This window comes from Flavobacterium jumunjinense, from assembly GCF_021650975.2.
In the GTDB taxonomy this organism is placed as follows: domain Bacteria; phylum Bacteroidota; class Bacteroidia; order Flavobacteriales; family Flavobacteriaceae; genus Flavobacterium; species Flavobacterium jumunjinense.
The window spans coordinates 742,430-757,658 of record NZ_CP091285.1 but is presented as its reverse complement, the minus strand read 5'-3'; the positions used below and the strand labels follow the sequence as shown (position 1 = coordinate 757,658).

17 protein-coding genes are annotated in these 15,229 nt (G+C 29.0%); 10 read left to right on the top strand and 7 right to left on the bottom strand.

What is annotated here, in order from left to right; genetic code table 11:
- Positions 1-278: 278 nt before the first annotated feature.
- The 7 genes from L2Z92_RS03690 to L2Z92_RS03660 all read right to left on the bottom strand — a co-directional run bounded on the left by L2Z92_RS03690 (position 279) and on the right by L2Z92_RS03660 (position 5,141).
- Positions 279-647 carry a DCC1-like thiol-disulfide oxidoreductase family protein gene (locus tag L2Z92_RS03690; RefSeq protein WP_236457502.1) on the bottom strand — a complete coding sequence of 123 codons (369 nt, stop codon included), beginning with the start codon at positions 645-647 and terminating at the stop codon, positions 279-281.
- Positions 648-2,711: an outer membrane beta-barrel protein gene (locus L2Z92_RS03685; RefSeq protein ID WP_236457501.1), complete on the bottom strand. Its 2,064-nt coding sequence runs from the start codon at positions 2,709-2,711 to the stop codon at positions 648-650.
- Entirely contained in the window at positions 2,711-3,610 is a 900-nt protein-coding gene (locus tag L2Z92_RS03680; RefSeq protein WP_236457500.1) for an HTTM domain-containing protein, read from the bottom strand. Before L2Z92_RS03680 ends, L2Z92_RS03685 begins: the two co-directional genes overlap by 1 nt.
- A complete protein-coding gene (locus L2Z92_RS03675; protein WP_236457499.1) occupies positions 3,582-4,199 on the bottom strand; it encodes a hypothetical protein in 618 nt (205 codons plus the stop codon). Before L2Z92_RS03675 ends, L2Z92_RS03680 begins: the two co-directional genes overlap by 29 nt.
- Entirely contained in the window at positions 4,156-4,428 is a 273-nt protein-coding gene (locus tag L2Z92_RS03670; protein WP_236457498.1) for a hypothetical protein, read from the bottom strand. The genes L2Z92_RS03675 and L2Z92_RS03670 overlap by 44 nt, the downstream gene beginning before the upstream one ends.
- 1 nt (position 4,429) lies before the next feature.
- The gene (locus L2Z92_RS03665; protein WP_236457497.1) at positions 4,430-4,705 is read right to left on the bottom strand and encodes a hypothetical protein; all 276 of its coding nucleotides are present in this window, start codon (positions 4,703-4,705) and stop codon (positions 4,430-4,432) included.
- A gap of 91 nt (positions 4,706-4,796) precedes the next feature.
- Positions 4,797-5,141 carry a hypothetical protein gene (locus L2Z92_RS03660; RefSeq protein WP_236457496.1) on the bottom strand — a complete coding sequence of 115 codons (345 nt, stop codon included), beginning with the start codon at positions 5,139-5,141 and terminating at the stop codon, positions 4,797-4,799.
- 658 nt (positions 5,142-5,799) lie between these two features.
- On the opposite strand from L2Z92_RS03660, the gene L2Z92_RS03655 reads away from it, so the two are divergent.
- The 10 genes from L2Z92_RS03655 (at position 5,800) to L2Z92_RS03610 (ending at position 15,154) form a co-directional block, all read left to right on the top strand.
- Positions 5,800-7,482 (top strand): helix-turn-helix domain-containing protein, encoded by a 1,683-nt coding sequence (locus tag L2Z92_RS03655; protein WP_236457495.1) that lies wholly within the window; start codon positions 5,800-5,802, stop codon positions 7,480-7,482.
- Between the two features lie 134 nt (positions 7,483-7,616).
- Positions 7,617-7,802, top strand: coding sequence for a hypothetical protein (locus L2Z92_RS03650; RefSeq protein ID WP_236457494.1), 186 nt, complete (start codon positions 7,617-7,619; stop codon positions 7,800-7,802).
- 13 nt (positions 7,803-7,815) lie between these two features.
- Positions 7,816-9,468, top strand: coding sequence for a S8 family serine peptidase (locus L2Z92_RS03645; RefSeq protein ID WP_236457493.1), 1,653 nt, complete (start codon positions 7,816-7,818; stop codon positions 9,466-9,468).
- 17 nt (positions 9,469-9,485) lie between these two features.
- Positions 9,486-10,625: a DinB family protein gene (locus tag L2Z92_RS03640; RefSeq protein WP_236457492.1), complete on the top strand. Its 1,140-nt coding sequence runs from the start codon at positions 9,486-9,488 to the stop codon at positions 10,623-10,625.
- Positions 10,626-10,796: 171 nt separating this feature from the next.
- On the top strand, positions 10,797-13,010 hold the full coding sequence (locus L2Z92_RS03635) for a lantibiotic dehydratase family protein (RefSeq protein ID WP_236457491.1): 2,214 nt from the start codon (positions 10,797-10,799) through the stop codon (positions 13,008-13,010).
- 47 nt (positions 13,011-13,057) lie between these two features.
- Positions 13,058-13,909: a thiopeptide-type bacteriocin biosynthesis protein gene (locus L2Z92_RS03630; protein WP_236457490.1), complete on the top strand. Its 852-nt coding sequence runs from the start codon at positions 13,058-13,060 to the stop codon at positions 13,907-13,909.
- Positions 13,910-14,251: 342 nt separating this feature from the next.
- Positions 14,252-14,458: a hypothetical protein gene (locus tag L2Z92_RS03625; protein WP_236457489.1), complete on the top strand. Its 207-nt coding sequence runs from the start codon at positions 14,252-14,254 to the stop codon at positions 14,456-14,458.
- Positions 14,459-14,558: 100 nt separating this feature from the next.
- Positions 14,559-14,744: a hypothetical protein gene (locus L2Z92_RS03620; protein WP_236457488.1), complete on the top strand. Its 186-nt coding sequence runs from the start codon at positions 14,559-14,561 to the stop codon at positions 14,742-14,744.
- Positions 14,745-14,755: 11 nt separating this feature from the next.
- Positions 14,756-14,911 (top strand): hypothetical protein, encoded by a 156-nt coding sequence (locus L2Z92_RS03615; RefSeq protein ID WP_236457487.1) that lies wholly within the window; start codon positions 14,756-14,758, stop codon positions 14,909-14,911.
- Between the two features lie 36 nt (positions 14,912-14,947).
- Positions 14,948-15,154 carry a hypothetical protein gene (locus L2Z92_RS03610; RefSeq protein WP_236457486.1) on the top strand — a complete coding sequence of 69 codons (207 nt, stop codon included), beginning with the start codon at positions 14,948-14,950 and terminating at the stop codon, positions 15,152-15,154.
- The last annotated feature ends 75 nt before the right edge of the window (positions 15,155-15,229 follow it).

The following is a 15,229-nucleotide window of genomic DNA, read 5'->3' as shown; positions in this document are numbered from 1 at the left end:
TTTTTTTCACTTTGTCACAGAAAGTGTGACTTTTCTCGTTTGGATTTGATAATGTCACAAAATCTGTGACATTTTTTTTTGTCAACAAAAAAAGTCACAGGTTTTAAAAATAGAATGCGACCGAGATAGGAATACTTAGATTGTATAGCAATCAATATCTTTTTCTATAGGGATTTAGTGGACTTTTAAAAAAAAAGCTCTCAATTTTTTGTTTTAAGAAAGAGAAGTTGTACTTAAAATAGAATGAAAAGCGTTGTATTGTTTTCATTTGTTGTTGTTTAAATTTCGCAAGATTCCGTATCGCAATGTAAGGGAATTATTTTAGGATGTATTGCAAGTTGGACATAGAAATGTTGTCCTAAACCCGTAATCTGTAGTAAAAATAGAAAAGGAACAAACAGAAAACAGATAGGTATTCTTGCAAAGATTAAATAGATGGTTTTAAAGCTGTAATTCCATCTTGTTGTATAAGAAGCCATTTGTTTTTTTGCTAAATTAAAATCAATTCCTATAAATAATGACTCATGCTCAATATCTCTTAATTTTTTTATATCTAAAAGTTTTAGCCAGTCCAATAGTGCAACTGTTTTAGCAAATTTTGTGCATCTTGGGCACCAATTGTCATAGAAGAAAACTACTTTTTTCATTTATAAACGGTCTATTGTGTTGTCTTCAATTTTTTCAATTTCATTTTTTGTATAGGCTTTACCAGTTATGTTCCATCTTAAAGATAAACCAAAAGTTCTCTGGTCATTGTAGTTTTTAGAGCTATAAAAATAATTTGTTAGTGTTGTTTCTTCCCAATTAATGTTGGTCTTTAGAATGTCATAGGCATAAATAAATAGAGATAAATTGTTGTTTATTTTTTTTGATATTGTAAAGTCTAACCTTTGGGTTTGAAAATGTTTATATAAACCATCTCTGTAAGTAGGTGTAAGATTGTATTTTAAATTTAGTTGGTAGTTTTTAATTTTAAAAATATTACTGACTTCAATAGTAGTATTGGGACTTGACTCTTTTATATTTGGATAATTTTTATCTTTAATTTTAAAATATGTAAAATCAAAATTAATTCGAGAGTACCATATCTTTTTTATTAAAGTTGGATTGTATTCAAAACCGAAACCTGATAATAAAACAGTATCGAAATTTTTATAAGTTTCAACAATTTTATTATCTACTTGGTCTGTAAATGTTGAAATAAAATCATTAATCATTCCTGTTTGAATATATAAAGACCAATTCTTTTTTAAAACCTCATAGTTAAATGAGAAAAGTTTTGAGGGCTGGATTTTAGTGTCTCCAGAGAAATATGTTATATCTGAGTTTAAGTTAAGAAAAGGATTTAAATAGCTATAATTTGGTCTTTGGATTTGTTTTCTGAAAGCGATAGCATGATGCCATTCTTTTTCAGAAGAATACATGTAATTTATATTATAAAGAAGGTTAGAATAATTCAAGTTGTCTTCGAGTAAAATGATGTTATTTGTGTCAGAGAATTTATAGTTTATAAAAGAAGATTCCAGCCTTAGTCCAAGACTTAAAGATGCTTTCTCTGTTATTATTAAAGAATTATTGAAGTATGTAGAAATGATTTTTTCATTATAATTATAGGGGTTGTTGTTTTCTAAATTACTATCAATTGAAAAGTTGTCTTTATTAATACTAGTAAAATTTAGTCGTGTTCCTATAGTAATTTCACCTATTTTAGTTGACTTACTAAAATCTCCAAAACCAACGATTAAAGGTATTTTTGAAACTACTTTTTGATTTTCAATACTTGTGGTGTTAGTTGTCGCAAAATTGGAAGATTCAGTGGTGTTAAATACTTGATAGGCACCTATTTTTAAAAAAGTAGAATCATTGAATGAATAGTTGTAAATTTCTGCTAATTGAATTTTTTTATTATTTGAGTTTGTTTCTAGAACTCTTCTAAAGTTTGTGTTTTCACCCAATCCATTACCAGAAGATTCATGAAAAGAACTAGTTGTAGTAATATCTATAGCGTTGTTTTTGTTAATTTCATAATTAAGATTGACGTAGTATTGATGATTTTTTTGATAAGTATTTTCATTATAATCAAATTTCAAAAAGGGATTGTTTCCAGTTTGACTAATAATTTCTGATTCGTTAACTTTTTGATTGTAATTAAAACTATAGCTAGAATAAAGTTTTAATTTTTCTAAATTATAGTTAAGATTTATATTTGAGCTATTAAAATACTTTTTTCTGGTTCCATTTGTTACATTACTGGCTAATCTGTAGTTATTACTATTCTGACTAAGTAGTATATTTATAACGGCTTCTATTTCTGAGCCATAAGAAGCATTTGGGTTTGAAAGGATTTCTATTCGTTTTATTGTTTTTGGGTCTAGAGATTTTAAATAGCTTTCTAATTCAAATCCACTTAGCTGTATTTGGTTGCCGTTTATTTCAACTATAGCATTTTTAAATTTAACTTTTAAGCCTTCATTATCATTTACCCTAAGCATTGGAATTAGTTTTAAACCTTCCCAAGTGTTTTGTGTTCGTTGAAAATCTGTATTAATGACATTAGCAATATATTTGCCTTTATCTTGTTTTAGTTTAATCTTACTTTCAGAAATTAAAATTACTTCTTTTAAAATTATTGAATCTTTTTTTATGGTATCATTTTGAGAGTATAGGAATGTTGAGTATGTGAAAAAGAGTAATACATAAATATTTTTCATTACTTGTGTGTTTTAATAAAATAAAAATTCGTGATATTCCAAGTGATCATTATGGCTGAGAAAAAGTATAAATTAAGCGTAAGTGCAATGCCTAAATGCAATGAAATAGTTAGAAAAAGCCAAATTTTCCTGGTTTTTTTTATAGTAATAAATAAAGGATATAATAACTCTATTACTATTGTAGACCAGCCTATTATGACTACAAGTGAGGAGTAGTTACCTAAAAAGTCAAAATTTAAATTAAAATCATTACTAAAATTAGGTAAGTGTATAGCTTTCCATATAGATTCTCCATTTCTCCAATTATAACCAGAAAGTTTTTCAATTCCAGAAACAAAATAAGCAATCGCTAAGTGGATTTGAAAAGTGGTTTTCACAAATAGATAGTTTCTTTTCTCTTCTCTTTTAGAGAAGATGCTTCTTATTGAAAAATATTCATCAGATGGTAGTATAATTAAATACATTAAAGACATACTAGAAAAAAAATCTACTCCATAAGAATAATAATAACTAGACTTTACAATTGCGACCTGTAAAATCAATAATAATACAGCGAATATTCTGGAATAAAAACCTGCAATTATTAGCAAACAAAAGATTATGAATAGGGTTTTAAAAAGTATAACAGATAAATGTTCGGATCCTGTTATTTTGTTTAAAAAAATAATAATTTCATCAAATAGAATTACACTTTTGTTCAAATAAATAGTGTGAATATCTGTTGGAATAACAGATTTCATTCCATATAGTAAATTAAAATCGGGTAGTATAGATATAAAATGAAACAATAAGATTAATCCAATAGTTATTCTAAAAAAGGGAATAAAATCGGTACTGGTATCTTTTGTATTAATAAAATAGTCTGAAAGACTATTTTTTAATTTTCGAATGACTTTCAATTTTAATAAATTTTGGGTTAACGTTTGGATATTCTTTTAAAAAAGGGAAATGATATAAAAAGAGTGTTGTTTTTATTGAGTCGATATCTTTATCTTGTTCAAGATTGTAATTATTAAGTCTATTTAAAACCACTTCTAAATATTTAATTTTTAAAGTATCAATTTTGCTTTTATCTTCTTCTTCAATTGCTTCTATTTTTTCCATGAAAAGAGAATTTAAATTAGCAAAACGATGCGCCCCTTCTTTTGTTGAGAATAAAGTATTTGAAAAAGTTAAATCTTCCTTTTGATTTTTATAAATAGTATGCGTTATTATGAAGTCACTGGACACATTTGGTGAAAAAAAGCCATATCCTGTATTGAGACCAGTATAATTTAAAAACAAATTATACTCATGATTGCTCCCAATTTTATCAAGTGTTTTTAATAATGTTTCGTTTGGTTTCTTTTTAAAGAATGAAACATGACTATCATATGCTGTTCTGAAAGAACTAAAAACCACAGAAAAAAGTATTATTATACAGATAGCAATTTGGAACCAGTAATCAATATTTCTTAAGAATTGCTTTAATTGCTTTATATTCTTCATTTGTTATTGTTTGATTTTCAGTCGTTGTAGATGTTGAAGAGAATTTGTTTTTATCTAAAGTTGTTTTAATAAACTTAAAGCCATTTGCATCTTCAATAGAAATTTTTTGGATTTCCTGAAATTCGTTTTGATTCATTTTTAAAACACGAAGTAAACTAATTGAGTTGTTAGCGCTTCCACAACCAATTATTAGCATAGCTAATAGTAAAAAGACAGTAAATGGTTTCATATTATAGTGAGTATTTAGAGATTATTAAATTTATATTATTATTGGCAAACATCTTTTCTTCTAGAGTAATATCATCTGGGCATTGCGTATCTTTATGTTGATATTTAGTAATAACATCTGTAAAGACTTCTCTGATAAGTTTGCTCCTTATAATTCTAACTTCATTAAAATTTTTATTTCCGAGTAATGAAACATTATTCAAAGTATAGAAATTTACAATTTCAAATTTATTAATTTCATGATTACTAATTCCTTTTTTGAAGAAGGATAGTAACATTATTATACTTATGGATATTGATAAAAATAATATTTTCATAATGGGATAGGGGTATAAATATGTGGTCTCAATAAAAAGACCACACATTAAATTAGTTGTTGTATTTTTGAATTAACTGTTGAATAGTGTCATCAGTAGGTGTTTTAGGGTCATCTGGACATCCACAGTCATCTTGTGTGTCTTTTGTTATAGTTTCACTAACAGAACTGCTAGTAACCTTCGTTTTAAAAAATTTAATTGTTCTGAAGACACCTGCACCTTCAAGCTCTTTTGTTTCATTTAATATGAAATCAATATCTTCTTGAGAGATTTTGCTTCCTTTTGCAATTTTATAATTGCCATTTTCTTGTAATTCAAAAACTTTTTCTGTTTTTGTTTTAAAAGAAAATAATGTTAAACTCATCGCAGTAAGCGATAAAAAAACTAATTTTTTCATAATATTGTATTTTTAGATTAATTACAGTCATACTTTGTGTTCGTCAAAACATTTAATAAGGTAGAGCTGTTTTTTTATAGGTTGATTTTTTCAAGCAAACAAAAGCAAAGTCAACCGTTTCTTTGTTTTTGTTGGTAGTGTTGTTTTAGAAAGCTACCCCATTCCTAGTAATGCTCGTTTTTTTATACGGGTTACAAACAGCTGAAACAATCCCGAATAGTGGCCGACTATATGTTTAGAAAAATAAATAGCAGTAGTATTTTTCTTTGTTTTATAAATGTAAAATATTTTTCATTACAATTTGTTTTTAAAAACCATATATAGAAACATAGCCTACTTTTTATTTTTTCTCCTTTGTAACGCAATTCTTGAGAATCTTCATCTATGTTTCTATTATGGAAAAACCAAACCAATGAACCCAATCTATATTTTTAGAAACTGTAGAAAGATATTAATTGTTGTTGTTTCGTTTGCCGTTAAACAGGAAACAAAAACTTTCTTATTTCTGATTTCAAAACTACAGGTGTTTTTAGTTTTGTGCAAGAAAAGTAACTCGACATTCATGAATTACGACACGTTAATTAAGAATTTTGAGACAAATTATCTTTGCGAAGTCTTGAAATAGAGTACTTTTGTTGCCAAACAAAATTTTACAAACATGAAACGGTATTTTAGTTATTTTTTCATCTTTTCCTTGTTCTCTTTCTCTTTTTTGAGTGCTCAAGTGAATGAGAAAGACTTGAGAAAAATCAGTTATAATGAGATTTTACTTGCTGCAGCTAAATATGAAAATAATTATGAGCTTCAAAGTAAATATGCTAACCTATATTTGTCAAAAGCAAGATTAGAAAAAAATAACACTACGATTGTAAAAGGTTTTTTTATGCTAGCCTTAATTAATGAAAAGGATGTGGCTATAAAATATTTGGATAGTACAATTAAATATTCTAAAAAAATAGGGGATTTAAAGTTTTCTATGATGTCTTATTACCAAAAAGCGATTACGTTGGATAATATGCGTAGATTTAAAGAGGCCATTTCAAATTACATTTTAACTGAAGAATATGCAAAAAAAAGCAATGATTTAGATTATTATTATCAAGCAAAATTAGCAATTGCAATTATAAAGTCTGAAGATATGGGGGAGACCGAAGAAGCTTTAGTTTTATTTAGACAATGTTATAAATTCTATAAAAAAGATATTGATAATTACAAGGACGAATACCTTAAATTAATTTTTTCTGTAGCGGATTCTTATAAAACAATGCAAGTCTTAGATTCAACTTCATATTATAATGTATTAGGATATAAAGAGTCTAAAAGATTGGAGAATGAAAAAATGAACTCTCTTTTTATTTTAAATGAAGGTGCAAATCAAGTTTTAAAAAAAAACTATTTGGCTTCAATAGATAGTATAAAAAAAGCTTTTCCGTTAATTAAAAAAAATGATGATATAGGAAATATTCTAGCTTCTTATTATTATTTAGGTAAGTCATATCAAGGTCTTAATGATGCTAAAAGAGCTGTTGAAAATTATGCAAAGGTTGATTCAATATATAGGTTAAGAGAATACATAACGCCAGAATTTGTTGATGGGTATTATTATTTAATTGATTATCATAAGAAAAATAATGATGATAAAAAGCAATTATTTTATTTGAATAGTTTGATATCAATAGACAGTGTATTTCAAGTCAATTATAAACAACTAAGTAAAAAGTTAAAAAATGATTACGATATACCTCATTTGATACAAGAGAAAGAGACTATTATTAAGGGGTTACATAATGATAAAAAAGCAAATTATTGGATAATTGGTATTCTTGGTTTAACAGTAGTGTTGAGTTTGGTTATAATGCAACATTTAACCAACCAAAAAAAACAATATAAGCAACGCTTTGAGACATTAATGCAGCAAAACAAAACCGAATCGCTAAATGCCGAGGTTGAAGAGAAAGAAGAAGAAAGTACAGATTTAGGAATTCCAGAAGATGTGGTTGTAGCAATATTAAAGCAGCTAACCGTTTTCGAAAATAAAAAACAGTATCTCAAACCCAATATTACAATAAGCGATTTGGCAACTACATTTGAGACCAATTCAAAATATGTATCGATTGTGATTAATGCCAAAAAGCAAAAATCGTTTTCCAATTATATTAATGATTTGCGAATAGACCATGCTGTTGCAGAATTAAAAAATAACAAAGAAATGCGCAAATATACCATTGCAGCCATTGCAGAGGAGGTGGGTTTTAATACTTCGGAATCTTTTTCGAAAGCTTTTTTTAAGCGAACAGGCATAAAACCGTCCTATTTTATGAAAGAATTGAGTTTGAGCTAAGTATCTGTTTTTTATGGTTTTGTGTGTTTTTTAAAGCACGACATTCATGAATGTCGAGTACTAGTTTGAATTTTTCAAGGTGTTTTTTAAAAATCAAAACTATATTTGTTCTCGAACAATTAAATAATTATATCATGAAAAAGAAAGAAAGTAAAAAGTTTAGTTTAGAGAAATTTGAAGTAGTTAAATTACAGAATAGTAACTTAGTTTTTGGAGGTACAGGATCTGAAGATGACGATGCTACAAATACAGATAATGATAAAAATAAACCTAAAGGTACAAGCATCCCATGTAAAATTAAAGATTTAGTTGATTTTTAAAAACACAATAGTTATGAGAACATTTGCTTTGATAGGAATATTGTTTTTGTTATCTTTTTGTAAGTCTATAAAATTAGATAATAAAGTAGCTCAAAAAGAAGCAAATGTTTCTTTTTGGAATCATAAATGTGATGAGCAAGATTCTGTATACGGAATATCATTGGACAAATGGTATGCAGAAAACACTAAAAAAACAAACCAAGGAATTATTGTAGCGACAATAGATTCTCAAATTGACCTTGACCATGAAGATTTGCAAGGTAAATTCTGGGTAAATAAAAATGAAATTCCTGATAATGGTATTGATGACGATAACAATGGTTATATTGATGATATTAATGGTTGGAATTTTATTGGTATAGATGACGAAAAGACTTTGGCATTTTGCAATTTCGAATTTGTTCGTTATATCAATGTTTATAAGCAAAAGTATGAAAAAGAAAAAATAGAAAATAAAAATAAATATTTTTTAGAGGAGTATGAAAGAGCATTAAAAAAATATAAAAGTGAGAATAAATATTATTCTACTTATTTGAAAGTTGATAATATGCTAATTTCTGCCTATTATCCTGCAAAGGATTCTTTAAGACGTTATTTTCCTAAAGAAGATTATACTATAGAAAAACTAGACAGTTTATATCAAATTCATAAAGAAAATGATAAAAGCTTAAAGCAACGTTTAAAAGAAAATAATGAGAGTAAAAAACTGGGAGATTTGATTTTTTACATGAAAACTATTAAAGAGTTTGAGTACACAATTGAAAGCATGAAGAAATCCCAAGCTCATAATGATTCAATTGTAAATAAACTTTTAAATTTTGGCTATGATGATAGAATAAAAATTAAAAACTATCAGTTAGAAAAAGGTTATGGAAATAATAATTTAAATTCCCATCATAGATTAAGAAGGCATAATACCGAAGTAGCCAGTATTATTGCGGCGAATAGAAATAATACTATTGGAGTTAAAGGGTTTCATAATAATATAAAGATAATGCCTTTGAACATCTCTCCTTTTGGAAATGAACATGATAAAGACATTGCGAATGCTATTTATTATGCAGTAGATAATGGAGCTAAAGTGATTAATATGTCATTTAGTAAAGAATTTTCTTTGGATCAACATAGCGTAACAAAAGCTTTAAATTATGCTCAGAAAAATAATGTTTTAGTGGTTCATGTTTCGGGTAATGGTGCTACAGATATTGACGAAAATCCTTTTTATCCATCAGATTTTGATTATGAGAATAAACAAGAAATAGTAGGTAATTTGATTACAGTAGGTTCGATATCCAAAAGAAGGGATAGCACTATGATACCATTTTCTTCTAATTATGGCAAAAACAATGTAGATCTTTTTGCGCCAGGCGAGGATATTTATGTAGCTGTTCCTGATAATCAATATGATTTTTACTCAGGCACTTCATTGGCTGCTCCCATGGTTTCGGGAACGGCGGCTCTAATCTGGTTGTATTATCCTAATTTAACGGTACAAGAAGTAAAAAACATCATTTTAGAATCGGGTGTTACTATAGATAAAATGGTTATTAAACCGGGAACAGAAAATGAAATGGTACACTTTTCAGAATTGTGCAAAACAGGAAGAGTACTCAATACGTATAATGCTATGAAAATGGCGGCGGAAGTGAGTAAGAAGAAAAAATAAGAATGAAAACAAACAAAATGAACAAACATAAAATAGTCTTATTACTACTGTTATTTGTAGTAAATATGATTAGTTCTCAAGAAATAAAAGAAATATCTAAGGAATGGGTTTCTTTTACTCGTACTATTCCTTTGAAAACAAAGGTTAAACGAAAGTTTATTGTAGAAGCTTCTGCAAAAGTAGTTGAGGATAATAATATGGCATGGTCTGGTATTTGGGCAAGGGTAGATAATAAAGACAATAAAAGGGGTTTTTTTGACAACATGCAGGATAGACCTATAATAATAAGCGAATGGCAATCTTATATTATTGAAGGTACTTTCGATTCTAATTCTGAAAAACTTGCTTTTGGAGGAATTTGTAGTTATAGTGGACAATTTTTCTTTGATAATTTTAAAGTGTATTTAGAAAACGATAAAGGTGAATTTGAATTAGTTGAATTATCAAATGCAGATTTTGAACAAGAAATTAAAGATAATAATGTGCAACATTGGAGTTTTGGAATTTCTAAAAGAGAAAATGCAAGAGTTAAGGGGTTTGATGCTTCTTCTAGTGATGACAAAGTGAGTGGGAAATATTCTTTGTTAATTGAAGGAAAAGATATTGTGCCAGAATATACTTCAACAATTGGTTCAGATGAAGGAACGTCTCCTCAAATTGAAGCTATGATTTCAATGCTTGAGGATTTAAAGCGCAGAGTTGAGAATCAAGTAAAGTACATGAGTCAATATGAATTGGACTATTTGCATGATGAAGATGCTAATAGAATAGGTTCTTTGATTATGCATTTAGCGGCAGCAGAAAAATACTATCAAGTGCTTACTTTTGAAAACCGTGGGTTTACAGAAGAAGAAAAAAAAATATGGCAAGTGCCATTTGATTTAGATCAAGGCGGTCGAGATGAAATTAGAGGTCAAGATGCACAGTACTATTTAGATATTTACAATGCAGTGAGGGCAAAAACCATAGAAGAATTAAAGAAACGAGATGATGCTTGGTTTAAGAAAGTTCAAAACCGTTTTGGTTATAGTAATCATTATTGTTGGTTTCACGTTATGGAACATCAATCGAGTCATTTAGGACAGATTTTGTTTTTAAAGAAAAGAATTCCACCAGAACCAGAAAAAATAGAATTTAAGCAACAGATTAAGAACTAATCTCTTAGCACAGAGTACTAAAACTATCACCTATTAAACGGTGTTCCTTTTAGTACGCTGTGCCTTTCAACTGAAGTCGAGCCGATTTCTACACCTCCCCAATTTTTAAATTAAAAAAAAGAATCGAAATTTTTCGAGTAGGATTCTTCATGTCTTTTTTTAATTTTTTTTATGAAAACGAATAAAGAAGTAATGAATAATAAAATAAAATTTTCAGCCTTTCCAACTGCTGTTTTGCGCACACCATTGTTTCCCGTTTCTTCTTATGTGAATTTAATGGATGCTTATTCTAGAGATGCGTTGTTTGATTTTGCTAAAAATAGTTTTGTTAAAAATGCACTTGCTTTGGCTTCGCCAGAATTGTGGCTTGAGATTGAAAAATATTTGGGAAACCCTTCTCGTTTTTCTGCCGAAAAGATAAAAGCATTAGAAATTGCTTTGCTAAAGTATGTGGCAAGAATGTGTGCACGTGCTACTCCTTTTGGTATGTTTGCCGCTTGCACAACGGTTACTTTAGGAAAAGAAACAGCTATTGTACTTGCTGAAAAAGAAAATTATAAAGCGCATACTCAATTTGATATGCAGTTTTGGATTGCCTTTCTGCAAGAAGTTGCGAAAGACCCAACTGTAAAAGAACAATTGCTGTATTTTCCCAACACGTCTTTGTATGCAGTAGGCGATTTTTATCGTTATATCGAATACAAATTCAATGCTAAAAAACGAAGAGAGCATAGCATTTCTGCCGTGCGTTGCAATGCGTTTGTAGCTGTAGTTTTAGAATTGACAGCCACGGGAAAAACAAAAAAAGAGTTAGTGGACGCGCTTATTGACGAAGAATCGGAACGAGAAGAAGCAACCGAATTTGTAAATGAATTGATAGCCAGTCAAATGATTGTTAGTAATTTAGAAGCTACAGTTACGGGAAGTAGTGAAAACGAAAGAGTGCTAACACTATTGTCGGGCTTAAAAAATGCGGACACAGCGACTGAGAAAGTTAGCGTAGTACTGCAAGGTTTGGAGAATTTGAATTTAGATTTTCAGCAGTATCATGAACAGTCAAAAGCAATTGTTTCAAAAATAGAACAGCTACATGTTGCTTTTGAACCGAAGTATTTATTACAAACGGATTTGTATAGTGCTACAACAATAGCAACAATAAATACAGCTAACGTTAGAAAACTAAAACAAGCTATAGGTTTTTTATCGCAAGTGCAAAAAACTGCTGTAAACGGAAACTTGGAAGCTTTTCGAAAGGCATTTTTTAATCGATACGAAACCAAATCGATGCCTTTGTCGGTGGTTTTAGATGCGGAAATTGGTATTGGTTATCTTCAAAATTCAAGGATGAACGATTCGCACCCACTTTTGGATAAACTTCCTATAAACAGCGCTCATGCTACTAGTGAAACTGAAAACTGGACCTCTTTTGATTATGTGTTAGAAAGAAAACTGCAAGAAGCATTAGCCAATAATGAAACTGTTTTAGAATTAAAAGAATCCGATTTTAAAAAAAGCAATGAAACCGTACCTAATTTGCCTGCAACTTTTTCTGCAATGGTAGAAATTATTAAAGAAGAAGACAACGAAATTCTAGTTTTAGAATCGTTAGGAAGTTATAGTGCAGCTAAATTAATTGGTCGTTTTTGTAACGGGGATGCAACTATTCATGCGTTGGCAAAAGAAATTGTACAGCATGAAGCGTCTTGTGCTCCAGATGTTATTTTAGCAGAAGTAGCACATATTCCAGAATCGAGAACGGGAAATATTTTGCGACGACCTGTTTTGCGACCGTATGAAATTCCGTATTTGTCGAACAGTGTAGTGCCAAACGAAAATCAAATTCTAATTGATGATTTGTGGATTACTGTAGAACGCAATACAATTGTTTTAAAATCGAAACGACTCAACAAAGAGATTGTACCTTGTTTGTCGAATGCGCATAATTATAGTAGTAATGCGTTGCCTATTTATCAATTTTTATGTGATTTACAAGGACAAAATAGCGCACCCGTATATCGTTTTGATTGGGGCGTTTTAAAACAACATTATAATTGTTTTCCGAGAGTTGTTTATAAGGAGGTTATATTGGCTAAGGCAAGATGGTATATTTATACAGAAGAAGTGAAAGGTGTTCAGTTTGGAGCATCGTTTGTTTTATGGAAAGAAAAAATGAAACTTCCAAAATATGTAAATATTGTAAGTGGTGATAATACGTTGTTACTCGATTTGGAAACCGAAATTTGTTTTGATATTTTGATGAGAACTATAAAAAAGAACCAAAAAGTAGTAATTGAAGAGTTTTTGTTTGCAACAAATTCGGTGGTTCATGATAGTAGCAAAAAACATTATGCCAATCAATTCGTGTTTTCTTTTGGAAGAGAATAGCTGAGGGGTACTATTTTGAATGTTGTATTGATTTAAACTAAAAAAAGATGAAAAGGGAATTTAGTATTGGTAGCGAATGGTTGTATTATAAAATCTATTGTGGTGTTAGAACTGCCGATGTAGTATTGCAAGATTATTTACAAGAGAAAATTGCATATTTAATTGAGAATGAATTAATCGTTTCTTGGTTTTTTATTCGCTATAACGATCCTGAATCTCATTTGCGTTTGCGTTTTAAAATTGCAAAGCCAGAATATTTAGGAGAAGTAGTAGCTATTTTTAATGAAGTATTTTCTTTAGTGAAGGAACAAAATTTGGTTTGGAAGATACAAACCGATACGTATATGCGAGAAATTGAACGCTATGGAGAATCGACCTACCCACTTTCTGAAACGATTTTTCAAGCCGATAGCGAATTGGTGTTGCACTATGTAACTTTTAAAAATCAATTTGAGCATGACTCAACTCCTTTATTATTTAGTTTTTTAAGTATTGATCGTTTCCTGATTAGTTTTTCGCTTACTCTTGAAGAAAAACTGAAATTGTTAGATCGTCTACAAACTTCTTTCAAACTGGAATTTAATGCAGACAAAGTATTAAAGAAAGAGTTAGATAAACAATACAGGGAAATAGAAAAGGAAATAGCACCTTTCTTGAATCAAGATGTAACTCAATTTGAACCTGTGTATAATGCTGTTGCTGTAAAGAGCAGTGCTATTGCGAATGCAGCTCAAGTAATTTTGAATGATTTAGATGTTTCTTTATCTTCTTTTTTGAACAGTCATATTCACATGATGATGAACCGTCAGTTTACTTCAAGACAACGACAATATGAATTATTAGTTTATGATCATTTGTTTCGTTTCTATAAGACGATGTTTTACAAAAATAACCGTTAAGTGGTTGTTGGTTAGTGTTTTGTTTTAATTTTTAACTTTTTCGGCAATAAAATTGTAAGTAATTAACTTTTAGATTTTGTAGTATTGTATTGTAAATTTTTTAACAAAATACTAGAGAAAATACACAAACATGTTTTTAAGAGAGTTTAATAATAGTGCACCCCAAAATAAAGTAAATGAGAATTTCATTACAGATAAACTTACTTTTAAGGATGCTGAAAATACGAGATTAAGCCATAATCTTTTTAATATTAGAAAATTAAGGCGATTGTTGTTTGTTTAGTTTTTATTGTTTGATAGTGTTTTGAATTAGTAACATTTAATCTTATAAAAGCCTAAGTAATGAAAAAATCTATTTTAACTTTAAAAGGAACCCAAAAATTGTCTAAAAAGATGCAACAATCGATCTCTGGAGGTAGAGGTACTTGTAATGGTGCTACTTGCGAAAACTATGATTACCCTTATGGATTTCTTGTTACCTGTGAACAGTATTTGACGATTCCGTCTATATATTCGTGTTGTGTTTTAACAACAGAAGCTTGTTCTTAAATTTTTTTATTGAGATACTATTGAATTATTGTGAATAACCAGTCAAAAGTTTCAATTGACTTTAAATAATTTGAGATGTAATCGATTAAATTATAATAAAATGAAGAAATCAATTTTAAATTTAAAAGGAGCTCAAGAATTATCTAAAAATTCACAAAAAGAAATTGTAGGTGGTCTCAAAGAAATTGGGACGTCGTTTCCATGCTATTGTAACGGAGTTTTTAAGAAAAACTGTGATAGTATTGTTTGTTGTACAAGTGCATGTGGTTTAGTAATTCAACAATAAATTATAATAAAATGAAAAAATCAATTTTAAAACTAAGTGGCGCTCAAGAGTTATCTAAAGGAGAACAAAAAAGTATTTCAGGAGGTTTCATTGAGGTTGAGCCAGAGCCATGTCCATGGAGACAATGTAGAAATGCATTTGGTAGATGTTCCCTATTTTGTGATTAAATAGGAATGTTTTTTTGTAACTAATAAATAATAAAAATGAAGAAATCAATTTTAAATTTAAAGGGAGCTCAAGAGTTAACTAAAGGAGAGCAAAAAAATATAGAAGGTGCAATAAGAGAATTAATACGATGTTATTATCTTTCTGATCCAATTTGTTGTGGTTCTGCACAATGGCAATGTGGAGTTGGTCCTCATTCAGGAGGGCTATATAGACCACATTCTGGAACTTGTGTTTGCTTCTAAATAAATTATATTTAATTGTGTATTTTAAGTAATTATATGGAATAGTTAAAAAATCGTAAGCTATAAAAAAGACGT

Coding starts and splice junctions, on each gene's coding strand:
- L2Z92_RS03640 (WP_236457492.1), top strand. CDS start 9,486: ATGAACAAACATAAAATAGTCTTATTACTACTGTTATTTGTAGTAAAT.
- L2Z92_RS03685 (WP_236457501.1), bottom strand. CDS start 2,711: ATGAAAAATATTTATGTATTACTCTTTTTCACATACTCAACATTCCTA.
- L2Z92_RS03625 (WP_236457489.1), top strand. CDS start 14,252: ATGAAAAAATCTATTTTAACTTTAAAAGGAACCCAAAAATTGTCTAAA.
- L2Z92_RS03665 (WP_236457497.1), bottom strand. CDS start 4,705: ATGTTACTATCCTTCTTCAAAAAAGGAATTAGTAATCATGAAATTAAT.
- L2Z92_RS03690 (WP_236457502.1), bottom strand. CDS start 647: ATGAAAAAAGTAGTTTTCTTCTATGACAATTGGTGCCCAAGATGCACA.
- L2Z92_RS03615 (WP_236457487.1), top strand. CDS start 14,756: ATGAAAAAATCAATTTTAAAACTAAGTGGCGCTCAAGAGTTATCTAAA.
- L2Z92_RS03655 (WP_236457495.1), top strand. CDS start 5,800: ATGAAACGGTATTTTAGTTATTTTTTCATCTTTTCCTTGTTCTCTTTC.
- L2Z92_RS03650 (WP_236457494.1), top strand. CDS start 7,617: ATGAAAAAGAAAGAAAGTAAAAAGTTTAGTTTAGAGAAATTTGAAGTA.
- L2Z92_RS03630 (WP_236457490.1), top strand. CDS start 13,058: ATGAAAAGGGAATTTAGTATTGGTAGCGAATGGTTGTATTATAAAATC.
- L2Z92_RS03610 (WP_236457486.1), top strand. CDS start 14,948: ATGAAGAAATCAATTTTAAATTTAAAGGGAGCTCAAGAGTTAACTAAA.
- L2Z92_RS03670 (WP_236457498.1), bottom strand. CDS start 4,428: ATGAAACCATTTACTGTCTTTTTACTATTAGCTATGCTAATAATTGGT.
- L2Z92_RS03645 (WP_236457493.1), top strand. CDS start 7,816: ATGAGAACATTTGCTTTGATAGGAATATTGTTTTTGTTATCTTTTTGT.
- L2Z92_RS03660 (WP_236457496.1), bottom strand. CDS start 5,141: ATGAAAAAATTAGTTTTTTTATCGCTTACTGCGATGAGTTTAACATTA.
- L2Z92_RS03675 (WP_236457499.1), bottom strand. CDS start 4,199: ATGAAGAATATAAAGCAATTAAAGCAATTCTTAAGAAATATTGATTAC.
- L2Z92_RS03620 (WP_236457488.1), top strand. CDS start 14,559: ATGAAGAAATCAATTTTAAATTTAAAAGGAGCTCAAGAATTATCTAAA.
- L2Z92_RS03635 (WP_236457491.1), top strand. CDS start 10,797: ATGAAAACGAATAAAGAAGTAATGAATAATAAAATAAAATTTTCAGCC.